Raw genomic sequence first — 16,699 nt, forward strand, 5'->3', positions numbered from 1 at the left:
TGATTACTAAAGGAATCATAGAAATGCAACTGAACAAAGTGCTGAAGGGGCTGATGATCGCTCTGCCTGTAATGGCAATCGCGGCGTGTTCTTCCAACAAGAATGCAAGCAACGACCAGAGCGGCGAAGGCATGATGGGTGCCGGCACTGGTATGGACGCTAACGGTAACGGCAATATGTCTTCTGAAGAGCAAGCGCGTCTTCAGATGCAGCAGCTGCAGCAGAACAACATTGTTTACTTCGATCTGGACAAGTATGACATCCGTTCTGACTTCGCTGCGATGCTGGATGCGCACGCAAACTTCCTGCGTAGCAACCCATCTTACAAAGTCACCGTAGAAGGTCATGCTGACGAACGTGGTACTCCTGAGTACAACATCTCCCTGGGTGAGCGTCGTGCGAACGCCGTTAAGATGTACCTGCAGGGTAAAGGCGTTTCTGCTGACCAGATTTCCATCGTTTCTTACGGTAAAGAAAAACCTGCAGTACTGGGTCATGACGAAGCGGCTTACTCCAAAAACCGTCGTGCCGTACTGGTTTACTAAGAGAATTGCATGAGCAGTAACTTCAGACATCAACTTTTGAGTCTGTCGTTACTGGTTGGAATAGCGGCCCCCTGGGCCGCTTTTGCTCAGGCACCAATCAGTAGTGTCGGCTCCGGCTCGGTCGAAGACCGTGTCACTCAACTCGAGCGTATTTCTAACGCTCACAGTCAGCTTTTAACCCAACTCCAGCAGCAGCTCTCTGATAACCAAAACGATATTGATTCTCTCCGTGGTCAGATCCAGGAAAGTCAGTATCAGTTGAATCAGGTTGTCGAGCGTCAGAAGCAGATCCTGTTGCAGATCGACGGCATGAGTAACGGCGGCGCTGCAGCGCAACCTGCGGCGGGCGATCAGAGCGGGGCGGCGACAGCCACTCCGGCACCGGCAGCAGATGCGTCAGCTTCGACAGGCGCGCCTGTACAGAGCGGTGATGCAAATACTGACTACAACGCAGCTATTGCCCTGGTGCAGGATAAATCGCGTCAGGACGATGCCATTGCGGCGTTTCAGAACTTCGTGAAAAAGTACCCTGACTCAACTTATCAGCCAAATGCGAATTATTGGCTTGGTCAGTTGAACTACAACAAGGGTAAAAAGGATGATGCGGCGTTTTATTTTGCCTCTGTGGTAAAAAATTACCCAAAATCGCCTAAAGCCCCTGATGCCATGTTTAAGGTCGGCGTCATCATGCAGGATAAAGGCGACAGCGCGAAAGCGAAGGCCGTTTATCAGCAGGTGGTCGCGAAGTACCCAGGCACCGAAGGTGCGAAACAAGCGCAAAAACGTCTTGGATCGATGGGTTGAGTGTCGCATGACCAGAAATCGCGTTATTTCTGGTCGTGCCGCCTGATTCGTAAGCAGTTAAGTGATCTTCGTCGAAATTTTTGTTGCGCTGAATTCTTAAATCAGTAATATATGCCGCCGTTGCCAAGGGATATCGAACAGCCCGAAAGCCGCGAAAAAAGTGGGTCGTTAGCTCAGTTGGTAGAGCAGTTGACTTTTAATCAATTGGTCGCAGGTTCGAATCCTGCACGACCCACCACTTAAGATTTTCCTGTAGTGCCCTGTAGTACGGCGTTGGGTGATTAGCTCAGTTGGTAGAGCACCTCCTTTACACGGAGGGGGTCGGCGGTTCGAGCCCGTCATCACCCACCATCGGGTCGTTAGCTCAGTTGGTAGAGCAGTTGACTTTTAATCAATTGGTCGCAGGTTCGAATCCTGCACGACCCACCAATACTACAAAATTCAGGCAACACCCGAATGGGTCGTTAGCTCAGTTGGTAGAGCAGTTGACTTTTAATCAATTGGTCGCAGGTTCGAATCCTGCACGACCCACCAGCCTGAATAAAAATTTGCAAGTCCCGAAAGGGGTCGTTAGCTCAGTTGGTAGAGCAGTTGACTTTTAATCAATTGGTCGCAGGTTCGAATCCTGCACGACCCACCAATGTAGAAAGGCGCCCTAAAGGCGCCTTTTTGCTATGCGCGATTCGGCAGGATGAGAACCTGCTGCAGGTTCGAGTCGAACGCAGTGAGACAACGGAGCCGCCTGCGGCGACGGCCCGAAGGGCGAGCGAAACGAGTTATCCTGCACGACCCACCAATGTAGAAAGGCGCCCTAAAGGCGCCTTTTTGCTATCCAAATATTGTGACTTTTTTCCCTCAACGCGCTATCTTGTTTAGTATACAAAACACAATTGTCGTATCTTTCGTTCATAACGCAAAAGAGAGACATTATTGTTAAGCCAGTAAAACGAGAAGCAATGATGAGCGTGATGTTTGATCCTGAAGCCGCAATCTATCCTTTCCCGCCTAAGCCCGTGCCTTTAAACCGGGACGAAAAACAGTTCTACCGTGAAAAAATAAAGCGCCTGCTGAAGGAGCGTGATGCGGTAATGGTCGCTCATTACTACACCGATCCCGAAATCCAGCAGCTGGCCGAAGAGACCGGCGGTTGTATCTCCGATTCTCTTGAGATGGCCCGCTTTGGTGCGAAACATCCGGCCTCAACGCTGCTGGTGGCTGGCGTTCGCTTTATGGGCGAGACGGCAAAGATCCTCAGCCCGGAAAAAACCATTCTGATGCCTACGCTTAATGCGGAGTGTTCTCTGGATTTAGGCTGTCCGATCGACGAATTCAGCGCGTTTTGCGATGCCCATCCGGACAGAACCGTCGTTGTTTACGCCAACACCTCCGCCGCTGTCAAAGCGCGTGCAGACTGGGTGGTCACCTCCAGTATCGCCGTCGAACTCATTGAGCATCTGGATAGTCTCGGGCAGAAGATCATCTGGGCGCCGGACAAACATTTGGGCAACTACGTGCAGAAGCAAACTGGCGCGGATGTGTTGTGCTGGCAGGGTGCATGTATTGTGCACGACGAATTTAAAACCCAGGCGCTGGCACGCATGAAAGCCCTCTATCCTGACGCCGCGATCCTTGTCCACCCGGAGTCACCTCAGTCGGTAGTCGATATGGCTGATGCGGTGGGGTCCACCAGCCAGCTGATCAACGCCGCGAAAACTCTGCCGCAGCAGAAGCTGATCGTCGCCACCGATCGCGGCATCTTTTATAAAATGCAGCAGGCGGTTCCGGACAAAGAGCTGTTCGAAGCCCCAACAGCCGGAGAAGGCGCCACGTGCCGCAGCTGCGCGCATTGCCCGTGGATGGCGATGAATGGTCTTAAGGCGATTGCTGAAGGTCTGGAGTCAGGCGGAGCGGCACATGAGATCCATGTGGACGCTGCGTTGCGTGAGGGGGCGTTAATTCCTCTTAACCGTATGCTCGATTTTGCGGCTACACTACGCTCCTGAGATGAGATAACGCGTATCAGTACGCTCTGGGGAAAAGATGGATTTTTTTAGCACGCAGAATATCCTGGTTCATATACCAATCGGGGCGGGCGGCTACGACCTGTCATGGATTGAAGCTATCGGCACCCTGGCGGGGCTGCTCTGCATTTGGCTCGCAAGTCTGGAGAAGATCAGCAACTACGCGTTCGGCCTGATTAACGTCACGCTGTTCGCGATTATCTTTTTCCAGATCCAGCTCTATGCCAGCCTGCTGTTGCAGCTCTTTTTCTTCGCCGCGAATATCTACGGTTGGTACGCATGGTCCCGGCAAAACAGCGCTCAGGAAGCGGAGCTACAGATTCGCTGGCTACCTCTGCCAAAAGCCATCGCCTGGCTCGCGGCCTGTGTCGTCGCCATTGGCCTGATGACGGTCTACATCAATCCGGTATTTGGTTTCCTGACGCGGGTGGCAGTGTCGGTGATGTCCAGCATGGGGTTAAACGTCACCATGCCTGAACTGCAGCCCGATGCGTTCCCGTTCTGGGATTCCTGCATGATGGTGCTGTCGATCGCAGCGATGATTCTGATGACGCGTAAATACGTCGAGAACTGGCTGCTGTGGGTCATCATTAACGTGATAAGCGTGGTGATCTTCGCGTTGCAGGGCGTCTACGCCATGTCGCTGGAATATCTGCTCCTCACCTTTATCGCCCTGAACGGCAGCCGGATGTGGATTAACAGCGCGCGTCAGCGTGGCTCCCGCGCGCTATCCAGTTAATGGTGGTGATGGTGTGAATGGTCGGGCTGCGTCTCATTGAGATGGCAGTCCGGCCCGCTACAGGTCTGATACTCCATCTGAATAGTGGCGTGCGAAATCTCGTAGTGGTGCTCCAGGAAGTGCTGAATGCGACCCAGAAGTGCATCGTGGTCGTGCGGAGGGATCACCTGGACATGCAGGGTCATCACCGGTTTCTCGCCCACCAGCCAGACATGCACATGATGAACATCGCGCACTTCCGGAATATCCCGGCACAGCTTGCGCTTCAGCGCCGAAATATCCAGCGAAACGGGCGCACCCTCCAACAGTTCGTTCACACTCTCGCGTAACAATCCCCATGCACTGCGCAGCACCAGGCAGGAGACCAGCACCGACAAGATGGGGTCGATCGGTGTCCAGCCGGTGGAGATAATCACCAGTGCCGCCACAATCGCCCCGACCGAGCCCAGCAGATCGCCCAGCACGTGTAACGCGGCCGCGCGGACGTTGAGGTTTTTCTCTGCGCTACCGCGATGCAAAATCCAGAAGGCGAGGACATTGGCCAGCAGCCCGGCCACGGCAATCACCATCATCGTCGTTCCGGCGACAGGCTGCGGGTCGCGGAAGCGCTGGAACGCCTCCCAGACAATCAAAATCGTAATCACCACCAGCGCAATGGCATTGACGAAAGCGGCGAGAGTCGTGAGACGCAGCCAGCCGAAGGTGTGGCGCGCGTTGGGTGGACGGCGGGAAAACTGCACGGCGATCAGCGCAAACAGCAGCGCTGCGGCATCCGTGAGCATATGGCCCGCATCCGCCAGTAATGCCAGAGAGCCAGAAATCAGCCCGCCGATAACCTCGATAACCATAAACGTGGCCGTGACGCCGAAAGCCAGCATCAGACGTTTAGCGTTTTCGTCCCCTGGAGAGTGTGAATGCGAATGCGTGTGCGCCATGAACTCTGTCCTGATGAGTAATCATTCTAAGTGTAGATTTTTTAACATTTTGCACAAAAAAGAAAGGAGAGCCTTCGCTCTCCTTCATTTATCCGATCCGACTCGTATTACTGCGTTGTGCCATCGGTTTTGGTATCAACATCGTTGTTGATGCCGTTGCCGGTTTCAACTTTCTTATTGATGTCCGGACATTTCCCGTCTTTACACATCGAGTTTTTGTGAATTTCGTCCTTGGTCATCCCGTCATGGTTCATGGTGCCCGAGTCGGTCCCGTTCGGGTGCAGCATGGTACCGCCGCTGGTTCCGCTGCCCGTGTTGATATTATTGTTATCAACATTGTTTGGCGCCACGTTCTGTTTGGCGTCCGGCGCGACCTGGCCTGCTGCAGCTGCAGCGTTCGCCTGGCCATTATTATCTGAACCCGTAGAATCTGCTGCAAGCGCTGCGCCGCTCGCCATGGTCAGGGTTGCTGTCAGGAAAAGGGTTGCCAGTTTAGTCATTTTCATCATGCTGCTCCTGTTCTGGTCGTTATTTGCTGGATAACTTCTTCCAACAGTGCATCCGCGAAATCAATCGCTGAGTGGTCAAAGATTCCATTATCTGAGCTTATGTCAGGATAGAATCACGTTTAAATGCATAAACAGAGTGGTTACATTTAAAAAGTTTAGGGCAGATCTCGTTATTCGCTACTTTGTCGCGTTTTTTAGGGTAATTCCAGGAATTATCCGTGCGAAGTGTAAAAGCCCGTTTACACTTCCAGGCTGACAAGTTAGATTGAAAGGATTGCATTCATTACTAAAAATATGTCAGAGCCGGAACGATCATGAATTATCAGAACGACGATTTACGCATCAAAGAGATCAATGAGTTATTACCCCCTGTAGCGCTCCTTGAAAAATTTCCCGCCACGCAAAACGCCGCCAATACGGTTTCTCATGCCCGCAAAGCGATCCATAAGATCCTGAAAGGTAACGACGATCGCCTGCTGGTGGTGATTGGCCCTTGTTCCATTCACGATCCTGCGGCGGCAAAAGAGTACGCTGCGCGCCTGCTGACCCTGCGTGAAGAGCTGCAAGGTGAGCTGGAAATCGTCATGCGCGTCTATTTTGAAAAACCACGCACCACGGTGGGCTGGAAAGGGCTGATTAACGATCCGCACATGGATAACAGCTTCCAGATCAACGACGGGCTGCGCATCGCGCGCAAACTGCTGCTGGAAATTAACGACAGCGGATTACCGGCCGCAGGCGAGTTCCTGGACATGATCACCCCGCAATATCTGGCCGATCTGATGAGCTGGGGCGCGATTGGTGCGCGTACCACGGAATCTCAGGTTCACCGCGAACTGGCGTCGGGTCTTTCGTGCCCGGTCGGTTTCAAAAACGGTACCGATGGCACCATGAAAGTGGCGATCGACGCCATCAACGCCGCCGGTGCGCCGCACTGTTTCCTGTCGGTCACCAAATGGGGGCACTCTGCTATCGTCAATACCAGCGGGAATGGCGACTGCCATATCATTCTGCGTGGCGGTAAAGAGCCTAACTACAGCGCAAAACACGTCGCAGAAGTGAAATCGGGCCTCGAAAAAGCGGGTCTGTCACCGAATGTGATGATCGATTTCAGCCATGCTAACTCCAGCAAGCAGTTCAAAAAGCAGATGGAAGTGGGCGCGGACGTTTGCCAGCAGCTGGCTAACGGCGAGAAAGCCGTGATCGGCGTGATGATTGAAAGCCACCTGGTGGAAGGTAATCAGAGCCTGGAGAGCGGCGAGCCGCTGGTTTACGGTAAGAGCGTCACTGATGCCTGCATCGGCTGGGAAGATACTGACGCGATCCTGCGCCAGCTGGCAAACGCGGTTAAAGCGCGTCGCGGTTAATCCTTCTTAATCCAATAAAAAAGCGTGGATTGCTCCACGCTTTTTTTATATCGGGCGAATCATTACTTCGCTTTACCCTGGTTCGCTACCGCCGCCGCTTTCGCTGCGATTTCGTCAGCGTTACCCAGATAGTAACGTTTGATTGGGTTGAAGTTCTCATCGAACTCATACACCAGCGGTACGCCCGTTGGGATGTTCAGTTCAAGGATTTCGTCTTCGCCCATCTTATCCAGGTATTTCACCAGCGCACGCAGGGAGTTACCGTGAGCGGCAACGATGACGCGCTCACCGCTTTTAATGCGCGGCAGAATGGTGTCGTTCCAGTAAGGCACAACGCGATCGATGGTCAGCGCCAGGCTTTCAGTCTGTGGCAGCTCAGCATCAGTCAGTTTCGCGTAACGCGGATCGTGGCCCGGATAACGCTCATCGTCTTTGGTCAGCTCTGGTGGCGTTACCGCAAAACCACGACGCCACTGCTTAACCTGCTCGTCACCGTATTTTTCAGCGGTTTCAGCTTTGTTCAGCCCCTGCAGCGCACCGTAATGACGCTCGTTCAGCTTCCAGGATTTCTCAACCGGCAGCCAGGCCTGATCCAGTTCGTCCAGCACGTTCCACAGAGTGTGGATGGCACGTTTCAGCACAGAGGTATAAGCAAAATCAAAGCTGAAGCCTTCATCTTTCAGCAGTTTACCTGCAGCTTTTGCTTCGCTTACGCCTTTCTCAGACAGATCAACATCATACCAACCGGTGAAGCGGTTTTCGTTGTTCCACTGGCTTTCGCCGTGGCGCACCAGGACCAGCTTAGTTACAGCCATATTGCACTCCTTAAGCTTATTGAATGATAACAATTCTCATTATATTGCCGTGATCGCTCAGGCGGCAACGCTTAACCCTAACCATAGCGAAAATAGTGGCCCAGTGTAAGATGCTTGTGAATTGAGGGTTATGATTTTGTCCGCGATCGACGCTATTTTCAGCAAGACGGACAAAAAAAGCCCTCAGCATGAGGGCCTGGCGGGATGTCGTTCGGGTGGGGCCGGGGAAACAATGCGCCACCCAATATTGTTAGCGGGCGATAAACTGATAAACGGTCTCGCTCACATATTCCTGGCCCGGACGCAGAATGCAGTCAGGCTGTGGCCACTCGGCATGGTTAGGGCTATCCGGCAGAAACTCACTTTCAAGCGCCATTCCCTGCCAGTCGTGGTAATCACCCTGTTCGCGCGCAGGCGTACCGCCGAGGTAGTTCCCGGAATAGAATTGCAGGGCGGGAGCGCTGGTATACACCGTCATCTGCAGCTTTTCGTCGGCGGACCACACCTGAGCGGCAGGTTGGGTAGCATCTCCCTTGGCCTGCAGCAGGAATGCGTGGTCATAGCCTTTCACGTTGCGCTGATGGTCGTCGCTCAGGAAATCCGTTGCGACGGTTTTCGCGACGCGGAAATCAAAGCTGGTGCCCTCTACGGACTTCAGTCCTTCAAGGGGAATTCCCATCGCATCGACCGGTAAATACGCATCGGCCAGGATCTGCAATTTGTGATTGCGCACATCCGTCTGATCGCCGTCGAGATTGAAATAGGCGTGGTTGGTCAAATTGACCGGACAAGGCTGGTCGACCGTCGCACGGTATTCAATACTGATACGGTTATCGTCCGTCAGGCGGAAGAGGGCAGAGGCGGAGAGGTTACCGGGGAAGCCCTGATCGCCGTCGGCGGATTCCAGCGCAAACAGCACTTCGCTGTCATTCTGCTGCACGATACGCCAGCGGCGTTTATCAAAACCTTCCATGCCACCGTGGAGCTGATTCTCGCCCTGGCTTGGCGCTAAGGAATAGGTTTTACCGTCCAGATCGAAGCGGCTTTTGGCGATACGGTTAGCGTAGCGTCCGACAGAGGCGCCCAGGTAAGCCGCCTGGTTGACGTACTGTTCCGGCGATGCGCAGCCGAGCAGGGTCTCGCGCACGCTGCCGTCTGGCATGGGTACGCGGGCAGAGAGTAGCGTTGCGCCCCAGTCCATCACCGTCACCACCATTCCTCCGCTGTTACGCAGGGTCAACAGGCGATACGGCAGACCGTCAGGGGCGAGGGTTGGCGTTTCGTTTAGCACTGTCCAGCTCCTTGGGTTGCTTTGCAGACATAGAAGGTTTCTTTAATACCGGTTTTGGCTTCATACTGTTTCGCCACGGCATCCTGAACGGCGTGAACCAGCTCTTCCGGAATCAGCGCCACAATGCAGCCACCAAAACCGCCGCCGGTCATGCGCACGCCGCCTTTCTCGCCGATGGTCGCTTTCACGATCTCAACCAGCGTATCAATTTGCGGAACCGTGATCTCGAAATCATCGCGCATGGAGGCGTGGGATTCCGCCATCAGTTCGCCGATGCGTTTCAGATCGCCTTTCTCCAGCGCAGAGGCTGCTTCCACGGTACGGGCGTTTTCGGTCAGAACGTGACGCACGCGTTTGGCCACGACCGGGTCCAGTTCGTGCGCCACTTTATTGAATTCGTTTAACGAAACATCACGTAGTTTAGGCTGCTGGAAGAAGCGCGCGCCGGTTTCACACTGCTCACGGCGGGTGTTGTACTCACTGCCGACCAACGTGCGTTTGAAATTACTGTTGATAATAACCACCGCCGCGCCTTTCGGCAGGGAGACGGCTTTGGTGCCCAGCGTGCGGCAGTCAATCAGCAGGGCATGCTCTTTTTTACCGAGCGCAGAAATCAGCTGGTCCATAATCCCGCAGTTACAGCCGACGAACTGGTTTTCCGCTTCCTGGCCGTTGAGGGCGATTTGCGCCCCGTCCAGCGGCAGATGATAAAGCTGCTGGAATACGGTGCCTACCGCCACTTCCAAAGAGGCAGAGGAACTCAGGCCTGCGCCTTGCGGAACATTACCGGTGATCACCAGATCCGCGCCGCCGAAGTTTTTATTGCGCTTTTGCAGGTGTTTTACCACCCCACGCACGTAGTTTGACCACTGCTGGGTATCATGAGCCACAATCGGCGCATCAAGGGAAAACTCGTCGATCTGATTGTCGTAATCGGCGGCAATCACCCGCACGGTGCGGTCGTCACGTTTGGCGCAGCTGATGACGGTCTGATAATCGATCGCACAAGGCAGAACGAAACCATCGTTATAGTCGGTGTGCTCACCAATCAGATTAACGCGGCCAGGAGCCTGTATCGCGTGGGTGGCAGGGTAGCCGAATTTTTCAGCAAACAGGGATTGTGTTTTATCTTTCAGACTCATTTATTAGACTCCTGATTCGCGGTAGTGGACATCGCTGACGGCACGAAGACGTTCTGCCGCCTGTTCTGCCGTCAGATCGCGCTGGGTTTCTGCCAGCATCTCATAGCCCACCATAAATTTACGCACCGTCGCGGAACGCAGTAGCGGCGGATAAAAATGGGCGTGTAACTGCCAGTGCTGATTCTCTTCGCCATTAAACGGCGCGCCGTGCCAGCCCATGGAATAGGGGAAAGAGCACTGGAACAGATTGTCATAGCGACTGGTCAGTTTTTTCAGCGCCAGGGCCAGATCGTCACGCTCGGCATCGCTCAAATCGGTAATGCGCAGGACGTGGGCTTTTGGCAGCAGCAGCGTCTCGAACGGCCACGCCGCCCAGTATGGCACTACGGCGAGCCAGTGTTCGGTTTCAACGACCGTGCGGCTGCCGTCAGCCATCTCGCGCTGAACGTAATCCGCCAGCAGCGCTGACTGGTTTTCATCGTAATAAGCTTTTTGCAGACGATCTTCGCGCTCAACTTCATTTGGCAGGAAGCTGTTCGCCCACACTTGGCCATGCGGATGCGGGTTAGAGCAGCCCATCGCCGCCCCTTTGTTTTCAAAAACCTGCACCCACGGATAATCCTGTCCCAGCTCGGCGGTCTGCTGTTGCCAGGTGTTGATCACGTCGGTGAGGGCGCTGAGGCTCAGCTCCGGCAGCGTTTTGCTGTGGTCCGGCGAGAAGCAGATCACCCGGCTGGTGCCGCGCGCGCTTTCGCAACGCATTAGCGGATCGTCACTTTCCGGGGCATCCGGCGTGTCGGTCATCAGGGCAGCAAAATCGTTGGTAAACACATACGTGCTCTGATAATCCGGATTTTTATCGCCGGTGACGCGGGTATTCCCCGGACACAGGAAGCAGTCCGGGTCATGCTGAGGCAGCGTCTGTTTCGCCGGCGTCTCTTGCGCGCCTTGCCATGGGCGCTTCGCACGATGCGGAGAGACCAAAATCCATTGCCCGGTTAACGGGTTATAACGCCGATGCGGATGATCGACGGGGTTGAATTGCGTCATGTCGGATCCTTAATCCGGATAGCCCTGGGGATGGCGTGACTGCCAGTGCCAGGTATCCTGTGCCATTTCTTCCAGTGTGCGCGTGACACGCCAGTTAAGCTCTTTGTCGGCTTTGGAGGCATCTGCCCAGTACGCGGGAAGATCGCCATCGCGGCGTGGCGCGAAGTGATACGCCACCGGTTTGCCGCAGGCTTTGCTAAAGGCGTTAACCACGTTCAGCACGCTGCTGCCCACGCCAGCACCGAGGTTATAAATATGCACGCCGGGTTTATTCGCCAGCTGCTGCATTGCCGCCACGTGACCATCGGCCAGATCCATGACGTGAATGTAGTCGCGCACCCCGGTGCCATCTTCGGTTGGGTAGTCGTTGCCAAATATTGCCAGCGAGTCGCGGCGGCCCACGGCCACCTGCGCGATGTAAGGCATCAGGTTATTCGGGATGCCCTGCGGATCTTCGCCCATATCGCCTGACGGATGTGCGCCAACCGGGTTGAAATAACGCAGCAGAGCGATGCTCCAGTCCGGCTGCGCTTTTTGCAGATCGGCCAGAATCTGTTCCACCATCAGCTTGCTTTTGCCGTATGGGCTTTGCGGCGTGCCGGTTGGGAAGCTCTCGACGTAAGGAATTTTAGGCTGGTCGCCGTAGACGGTGGCCGATGAGCTGAAGATAAAGTTTTTCACGTTCGCGGCGCGCATCGCGGAGATCAGGCGCAGGGTACCGTTCACGTTGTTATCGTAGTATTCGAGAGGCTTAGCGACGGATTCGCCGACCGCTTTCAGGCCCGCAAAGTGAATCACCGTATCAATGGCGTGGTCGTGAAGCATTTCGGTCATCAGCGCTTCGTTGCGGATATCGCCTTCCACAAACGTGGGCTGTTTTCCGCCAAGGCGCTCAATGACGGGCAGCACGCTGCGCTTACTGTTGCACAGGTTGTCGAGGATGATGACATCATGGCCATTTTGCAGCAGTTGCACACAGGTATGACTTCCAATGTAACCGCTACCACCCGTTACCAGAACTCGCATATTTCGCTCCATTAGGCTTATGGTATGTAATAACCATAGCATAACAGAGACGTGAAAAGTGTGACATGGGATAAAATAGTGGAATCGGTTACACTGAATCACGCACGCGAATTTGTAATGAGATGGCCCATTATAAATCAAAGAGATAACAATGTATTACTGCAGGTTGTCTGAAAAAGAGGGGCACGCCCCTCTGAGAGAACGATCAGCGAATGCGGCTTAACTCATAGCGATAGTGCTCGCCGTCAGGAACAAACTCCAGCCGGTGGGTGATACAGGATGGCGCATCTTCCGCATGGTGGGAAACGAACAGCAGTTGCGTTTCGCCTTCGCTGATTAAAACGTCCACAAAGCGGCGGATCAGCTGGCGATTAAGCGGGTCGAGGCCCTGCAGCGGTTCATCCAGAATCAGCACCGTAGGGTGCTTCACCAGCGCGCGGACGATCAGCGCCAGCCGCTGCTGTCCCCACGATAAACTGTGAAACGGCGCATCCGCCACGCGTCTATCCATCCCCAGAATATCCAGCCACTCCTGTGCCAGCTTGTGCTGTTTGTCAGAAACTGCCTGATAGATACCAATGGAGTCGAAATATCCCGACAAAATCACGTTTCGCACCGTGGTGCTGACGCGGTAATCGAGGTGCAGGCTGCTGCTGACGTAGCCGATGTGTTTTTTGATATCCCAGATGGTTTCGCCGCTGCCGCGACGACGGCCAAATAGCGTCAGATCGTTACTGTAACCCTGGGGATGATCGCCGGTAATCAGGCTGAGCAGCGTGGATTTCCCCGCGCCGTTGGGGCCGGTGATCTGCCAGTGCTCGCCGGGGTTCACCGTCCAGCTCAGCCGATCGAGGATCGGGCGATCGTTATAAGAGACGGTACCGTTTTTCAGCTCGATGCGCGGCTGGTGGTTGTCCAGCAAATGCCGCGCCGAAGGGGCGTCTGGCTCGGGGAGTGCAATACCGTCGAGTTTTTCGCTGTGTGCCAGCTGGGCGATCAGGGCCTGCTGAAGCAGCGCCTCTTTTTCGCCGGTTTCTGTCAGACAACAATCCGCCAGCACGCCCGCGAACTGCACAAAATCGGGGATCTCATCGAAACGGTTCAAAACCAGCATCAGGGTATAGCCCTGCTGGTTCAGCGTCGCGAGCAGGGAGGCCAGCTGCGCGCGGGATTGCACATCCAGCCCGTCGAACGGCTCATCGAGGATCAACAGATCCGGCTCGTTCATCAGCGCCTGGCAAAGCAGAGTTTTGCGCGTTTCCCCTGTCGAGAGGTACTTAAAGCGTCGCTCCAGCAGGCCAGTAATGCCAAATAGTTCGGCCAGCTGCTGGCAGCGAGCAGCGTCTTTTCTTTCGTCCTGAATGATTTCAGCGGTGGTACGGCCCGTATCCTCTTCGCCTGGGCTGAGCAGATCGGTGTTATTGCGCTGCCACTCGTCGCTGACCAGTTTTTGCAGCTGTTCGAAGGAGAGGCGCGTGATGCGGGTAAAACTGCACTGACGTTCTCCCTTAAGCAGGGTGAGCTCACCCGCCAGCGCGCGAGCCAGCGCGGACTTGCCGCTGCCGTTGGTGCCGACAAACGCCCAGCTTTCGCCGGCGCGCAAGTTGAGTTCGGGCAGTGAGAGAGTTCGTGTGTCGCTAAGACGAAACGTGCCTTGCGAAATTTGCAATGATGACATGACTTATCCCATTTTTTGCAGCGATATGCATCAGGGATACTCACTGGCGGCAGGTTTGTCAACGCACTTAGCACAACGTGGCGATAATCACCCGGTCAGCATTAAAATATGCGGTGACGTCAGCACCTTCCGATAAATCTTCTGATTCGGCCAGCGGGACCGTGGCGCACAGCACTTGCCCGTCGGGCAGGGTCATAAGCACTTCGCTCTGTTCGTCGCCACGCGCAATATGGCAGATCTTTCCGTGCAGCTGGTTATCGGCGTCTTGGGCCTGCTTTTCATCCAGCGTGATATTCACCCACGGCGCTTTCAGCAACACCAGCACTTCTTTGCCTTCGTCCAGCCCCAGTCGTTCGCCGCTCTGCGCGGTAATCGCCACTTTGAGCCGCGTCGTGCCGTCGGCCAGCAGAATATCCACGTGCTGCTGAACCTGGTCGCGATCGCGTGCGGTCACGGTGCCAAACCACTGGTTTCGCGCGCTGGTTTGCAGGGAGAAGCGGGAGATGGCGGCCAGCAGGCTGTCGAGGGGTAACGCGTCGTCGTCGCTCAGTACATCGAAGGCTTTTTGCTGGATCTGCGCCAGCAGATCGTAGAGCTGAATCAGGCGCTGGCCGTAGCGGGTTAGCATCGCGCCGCCGCCGCCCTTGCCGCCGGTCGCCCGATCTACCAGCGTCTGTTCGCTCAGGCTGTTCATCTCATTGATGGCGTCCCAGGCACTTTTGTAGCTAATGCCCGCATTCTTTGCGCCCTGGCTGATTGAACCGGTTTGTTCTATCTGTTTAAGCAGGGCAATACGTCGCGGATCGGCGAAAAGCTTCTGCTGAAGTCGAAGGGTAAGGAGAATTTCGGCCTGCATAGACGGTGTCCTGGCAAAAAGCGTATTGTGACCCAATTGCCCGACAGCGCAAAGCCTACCGCACAAAAGGGGATGTTTTTCTGACTTTTCAGGGTAGAATACGCCATTCACAGTGTCTGGAGAAAACCATGTTAGAGTTGTTGAAAAGTCTGGTATTCGCCGTGATCATGGTACCCGTAGTGATGGCCATCATCCTCGGCGCCATCTACGGCCTGGGTGAAGTGTTCAACGTCTTTTCGAACATCGGTCACAAAGACCAGCCTAAAAAGCAGCATTAATTCCTCCCAAAACGCCCGGTCAGTCCGGGCGTTTTGCTCTCAAGTTTCCGCCTCTCCCGCCGATAGTAGTTTCAGAATCAGCTTTGTTTACCCCTTAAACGGTACGATTTAACGCTAGGTTATCCCTGCAGTTATCGTTATATTTGTCTGTATATAACGACACTCACAGGAGCTACAAATGGCACGTACATGGTTACGCCTTTTCGCAGGGGCAACACTGACACTTACCGTCGCCGGACAGGTACTGGCTGACGAAGGGAAAATCACGGTCTTTGCGGCGGCGTCGCTGACCAACGCAATGCAGGACATTGCGGCGCAGTATAAAAAAGAGAAAAACGTCGATGTGGTTTCGTCGTTCGCCTCGTCTTCCACTCTGGCTCGCCAGATCGAAGCCGGTGCGCCTGCGGATCTGTTTATTTCTGCCGATCAGAAATGGATGGATTACGCGGTGGAGAAAAAATCGATCGATACGGCCACCCGTGAAACCCTGCTGGGTAACAGCCTGGTGGTGGTTGCGCCAAAAGCCAGCGCGCAGGGTGAGTTCACCATCAACAAAGAGACTAACTGGACCAGCCTGCTGAAAGACGGGCGTCTGGCGGTGGGCGATCCGGACCACGTTCCGGCAGGCATCTACGCGAAAGAAGCGCTGCAAAAACTGGGTGCCTGGGATACATTATCGCCGAAACTGGCTCCGGCTGAAGATGTGCGCGGCGCCCTGGCGCTGGTGGAGCGCAACGAAGCGCCGCTGGGGATTGTCTACGGTTCCGATGCGGTTGCCGGTAAAGGTGTGAAAGTGGTTGGGACCTTCCCGGAAGATTCGCACAAGAAAGTGGAATACCCGATCGCTATTGTTGATGGACATAAAAATGCGACGGTCAGCGCCTTTTACGACTATCTGAAAGGGCCTGAAGCGTCTGCCATCTTTAAACGTTACGGATTTACGACTCACTAATGATATTGACCGATCCTGAATGGCAGGCCGTGCTGCTGAGCCTTAAAGTCTCTTCCCTGGCAGTTGCCTTTAGTTTGCCCTTTGGGATCTTTTTTGCCTGGCTGCTGGTTCGCTGCCAGTTTCCGGGCAAAGCCCTGCTCGACAGTGTGCTTCATCTTCCTCTCGTGTTGCCGCCGGTGGTGGTCGGGTACCTATTGCTGATCGCGATGGGGCGACGCGGTTTTATCGGCCAGTGGCTGTATGACTGGTTCGGCCTGACGTTTGCTTTTAGCTGGCGCGGCGCGGTTCTGGCGGCGGCAGTGATGTCTTTCCCGCTGATGGTGCGCGCGATACGCCTGGCGCTGGAAGGGGTGGACATCAAGCTGGAGCAGGCGGCACGCACTCTCGGTGCCGGGCGCTGGTGGGTGTTTTTCACCATTACGCTTCCCCTTACGTTGCCGGGGATTATCGTCGGTACGGTACTGGCGTTTGCCCGTTCTCTGGGTGAATTCGGCGCGACCATTACTTTTGTTTCAAACATCCCCGGCGAAACGCGGACCATTCCGTCGGCGATGTACACCCTGATTCAAACGCCGGGCGGGGAAGGGGCTGCCGCACGGCTGTGCATTATCTCCATTGTGCTGGCGCTGGTGTCGCTGCTGATTTCTGAATGGCTGGCGCGTCTGAGCCGCGAGCGGATGGGGAAATAATC

At 54.9% G+C, this 16,699-nt stretch carries 17 protein-coding genes, 5 tRNA genes and 1 other RNA gene; 14 read left to right on the top strand and 9 right to left on the bottom strand.

Translation table 11 applies throughout. The annotated features are described in order from the left end of the window. The first annotated feature begins 23 nt into the window (after window positions 1–23). The 10 genes from pal (at window position 24) to pnuC (ending at window position 4,109) form a co-directional block, all read left to right on the top strand. Complete coding sequence (pal, locus tag F153LOC_RS14510) at window positions 24–545, top strand: peptidoglycan-associated lipoprotein Pal (RefSeq protein WP_003858578.1); 522 nt, start codon at window positions 24–26, stop codon at window positions 543–545. A gap of 9 nt (window positions 546–554) precedes the next feature. Then, on the top strand, window positions 555–1,349 hold the full coding sequence (gene cpoB / locus F153LOC_RS14515) for a cell division protein CpoB (RefSeq protein ID WP_102105250.1): 795 nt from the start codon (window positions 555–557) through the stop codon (window positions 1,347–1,349). A 162-nt stretch (window positions 1,350–1,511) separates the two neighbouring features. Next, window positions 1,512–1,587: transfer RNA gene (locus F153LOC_RS14520), tRNA-Lys, on the top strand. A 37-nt stretch (window positions 1,588–1,624) separates the two neighbouring features. Then, a tRNA-Val gene (locus F153LOC_RS14525) sits at window positions 1,625–1,700 on the top strand. Between the two features lie 2 nt (window positions 1,701–1,702). Then, window positions 1,703–1,778: transfer RNA gene (locus F153LOC_RS14530), tRNA-Lys, on the top strand. Between the two features lie 29 nt (window positions 1,779–1,807). After that, a tRNA-Lys gene (locus tag F153LOC_RS14535) sits at window positions 1,808–1,883 on the top strand. Between the two features lie 30 nt (window positions 1,884–1,913). After that, window positions 1,914–1,989 (top strand) — tRNA-Lys (locus tag F153LOC_RS14540). A gap of 31 nt (window positions 1,990–2,020) precedes the next feature. Next, window positions 2,021–2,145: non-coding RNA, RtT sRNA (locus F153LOC_RS14545), on the top strand. A 163-nt stretch (window positions 2,146–2,308) separates the two neighbouring features. Further along, the gene (gene nadA, locus F153LOC_RS14550; protein ID WP_102105249.1) at window positions 2,309–3,352 is read left to right on the top strand and encodes a quinolinate synthase NadA; all 1,044 of its coding nucleotides are present in this window, start codon (window positions 2,309–2,311) and stop codon (window positions 3,350–3,352) included. Between the two features lie 37 nt (window positions 3,353–3,389). Beyond that, window positions 3,390–4,109: a nicotinamide riboside transporter PnuC gene (gene pnuC, locus F153LOC_RS14555; protein ID WP_102105248.1), complete on the top strand. Its 720-nt coding sequence runs from the start codon at window positions 3,390–3,392 to the stop codon at window positions 4,107–4,109. On the opposite strand, the gene zitB is transcribed toward pnuC, so the two are convergent. Then, complete coding sequence (gene zitB / locus F153LOC_RS14560; protein WP_102105247.1) at window positions 4,106–5,044, bottom strand: CDF family zinc transporter ZitB; 939 nt, start codon at window positions 5,042–5,044, stop codon at window positions 4,106–4,108. The two genes, pnuC and zitB, sit on opposite strands and share 4 nt — an antisense overlap. A gap of 107 nt (window positions 5,045–5,151) precedes the next feature. After that, window positions 5,152–5,550, bottom strand: a complete 399-nt coding sequence (locus F153LOC_RS14565; protein WP_102105246.1) for a YbgS-like family protein — start codon at window positions 5,548–5,550, stop codon at window positions 5,152–5,154. Between the two features lie 317 nt (window positions 5,551–5,867). On the opposite strand from F153LOC_RS14565, the gene aroG reads away from it, so the two are divergent. Beyond that, the gene (gene aroG / locus F153LOC_RS14570; RefSeq protein WP_102105245.1) at window positions 5,868–6,920 is read left to right on the top strand and encodes a 3-deoxy-7-phosphoheptulonate synthase AroG; all 1,053 of its coding nucleotides are present in this window, start codon (window positions 5,868–5,870) and stop codon (window positions 6,918–6,920) included. A 62-nt stretch (window positions 6,921–6,982) separates the two neighbouring features. Here the strand turns inward: aroG and gpmA are convergent, their stop codons facing one another. From gpmA to modE, 7 genes are all read right to left on the bottom strand, one after another. Next, window positions 6,983–7,735, bottom strand: a complete 753-nt coding sequence (gpmA, locus tag F153LOC_RS14575) for a 2,3-diphosphoglycerate-dependent phosphoglycerate mutase (RefSeq protein ID WP_102105244.1) — start codon at window positions 7,733–7,735, stop codon at window positions 6,983–6,985. 250 nt (window positions 7,736–7,985) lie between these two features. Then, on the bottom strand, window positions 7,986–9,026 hold the full coding sequence (galM, locus tag F153LOC_RS14585; RefSeq protein WP_102105243.1) for a galactose-1-epimerase: 1,041 nt from the start codon (window positions 9,024–9,026) through the stop codon (window positions 7,986–7,988). Beyond that, complete coding sequence (gene galK, locus F153LOC_RS14590; protein ID WP_102105242.1) at window positions 9,020–10,168, bottom strand: galactokinase; 1,149 nt, start codon at window positions 10,166–10,168, stop codon at window positions 9,020–9,022. Before galK ends, galM begins: the two co-directional genes overlap by 7 nt. Before the next feature lie 3 nt (window positions 10,169–10,171). Beyond that, the gene (galT, locus tag F153LOC_RS14595; RefSeq protein WP_102105241.1) at window positions 10,172–11,218 is read right to left on the bottom strand and encodes a galactose-1-phosphate uridylyltransferase; all 1,047 of its coding nucleotides are present in this window, start codon (window positions 11,216–11,218) and stop codon (window positions 10,172–10,174) included. A 9-nt stretch (window positions 11,219–11,227) separates the two neighbouring features. Next, window positions 11,228–12,244, bottom strand: coding sequence for a UDP-glucose 4-epimerase GalE (gene galE, locus F153LOC_RS14600; RefSeq protein ID WP_102105240.1), 1,017 nt, complete (start codon window positions 12,242–12,244; stop codon window positions 11,228–11,230). A 205-nt stretch (window positions 12,245–12,449) separates the two neighbouring features. Then, window positions 12,450–13,922, bottom strand: a complete 1,473-nt coding sequence (gene modF / locus F153LOC_RS14605) for a molybdate ABC transporter ATP-binding protein ModF (RefSeq protein ID WP_102105239.1) — start codon at window positions 13,920–13,922, stop codon at window positions 12,450–12,452. A gap of 67 nt (window positions 13,923–13,989) precedes the next feature. Next, window positions 13,990–14,778 carry a molybdenum-dependent transcriptional regulator gene (gene modE, locus F153LOC_RS14610; protein ID WP_102105238.1) on the bottom strand — a complete coding sequence of 263 codons (789 nt, stop codon included), beginning with the start codon at window positions 14,776–14,778 and terminating at the stop codon, window positions 13,990–13,992. 128 nt (window positions 14,779–14,906) lie between these two features. On the opposite strand from modE, the gene F153LOC_RS14615 reads away from it, so the two are divergent. The 3 genes from F153LOC_RS14615 (at window position 14,907) to modB (ending at window position 16,697) form a co-directional block, all read left to right on the top strand. Continuing rightward, window positions 14,907–15,056: an AcrZ family multidrug efflux pump-associated protein gene (locus F153LOC_RS14615; RefSeq protein WP_072241805.1), complete on the top strand. Its 150-nt coding sequence runs from the start codon at window positions 14,907–14,909 to the stop codon at window positions 15,054–15,056. A 178-nt stretch (window positions 15,057–15,234) separates the two neighbouring features. Further along, window positions 15,235–16,008, top strand: coding sequence for a molybdate ABC transporter substrate-binding protein (modA, locus tag F153LOC_RS14620; RefSeq protein WP_100777150.1), 774 nt, complete (start codon window positions 15,235–15,237; stop codon window positions 16,006–16,008). Further along, window positions 16,008–16,697, top strand: a complete 690-nt coding sequence (modB, locus tag F153LOC_RS14625; RefSeq protein WP_102105237.1) for a molybdate ABC transporter permease subunit — start codon at window positions 16,008–16,010, stop codon at window positions 16,695–16,697. The genes modA and modB overlap by 1 nt, the downstream gene beginning before the upstream one ends. Window positions 16,698–16,699: the final 2 nt, after the last annotated feature.

It is taken from the genome of Lelliottia sp. F153, from assembly GCF_002870005.1.
Classification (GTDB): Bacteria; Pseudomonadota; Gammaproteobacteria; order Enterobacterales; family Enterobacteriaceae; genus Enterobacter; species Enterobacter nimipressuralis.

Excerpts from the sequence above, each read along its gene's own strand:
- pal (WP_003858578.1), top strand. The coding sequence starts at position 24 with ATGCAACTGAACAAAGTGCTGAAGGGGCTGATGATCGCTCTGCCTGTA.
- cpoB (WP_102105250.1), top strand. The coding sequence starts at position 555 with ATGAGCAGTAACTTCAGACATCAACTTTTGAGTCTGTCGTTACTGGTT.
- nadA (WP_102105249.1), top strand. The coding sequence starts at position 2,309 with ATGAGCGTGATGTTTGATCCTGAAGCCGCAATCTATCCTTTCCCGCCT.
- pnuC (WP_102105248.1), top strand. The coding sequence starts at position 3,390 with ATGGATTTTTTTAGCACGCAGAATATCCTGGTTCATATACCAATCGGG.
- zitB (WP_102105247.1), bottom strand. The coding sequence starts at position 5,044 with ATGGCGCACACGCATTCGCATTCACACTCTCCAGGGGACGAAAACGCT.
- F153LOC_RS14565 (WP_102105246.1), bottom strand. The coding sequence starts at position 5,550 with ATGAAAATGACTAAACTGGCAACCCTTTTCCTGACAGCAACCCTGACC.
- aroG (WP_102105245.1), top strand. The coding sequence starts at position 5,868 with ATGAATTATCAGAACGACGATTTACGCATCAAAGAGATCAATGAGTTA.
- gpmA (WP_102105244.1), bottom strand. The coding sequence starts at position 7,735 with ATGGCTGTAACTAAGCTGGTCCTGGTGCGCCACGGCGAAAGCCAGTGG.
- galK (WP_102105242.1), bottom strand. The coding sequence starts at position 10,168 with ATGAGTCTGAAAGATAAAACACAATCCCTGTTTGCTGAAAAATTCGGC.
- galT (WP_102105241.1), bottom strand. The coding sequence starts at position 11,218 with ATGACGCAATTCAACCCCGTCGATCATCCGCATCGGCGTTATAACCCG.
- galE (WP_102105240.1), bottom strand. The coding sequence starts at position 12,244 with ATGCGAGTTCTGGTAACGGGTGGTAGCGGTTACATTGGAAGTCATACC.
- modF (WP_102105239.1), bottom strand. The coding sequence starts at position 13,922 with ATGTCATCATTGCAAATTTCGCAAGGCACGTTTCGTCTTAGCGACACA.
- modE (WP_102105238.1), bottom strand. The coding sequence starts at position 14,778 with ATGCAGGCCGAAATTCTCCTTACCCTTCGACTTCAGCAGAAGCTTTTC.
- F153LOC_RS14615 (WP_072241805.1), top strand. The coding sequence starts at position 14,907 with ATGTTAGAGTTGTTGAAAAGTCTGGTATTCGCCGTGATCATGGTACCC.
- modA (WP_100777150.1), top strand. The coding sequence starts at position 15,235 with ATGGCACGTACATGGTTACGCCTTTTCGCAGGGGCAACACTGACACTT.
- modB (WP_102105237.1), top strand. The coding sequence starts at position 16,008 with ATGATATTGACCGATCCTGAATGGCAGGCCGTGCTGCTGAGCCTTAAA.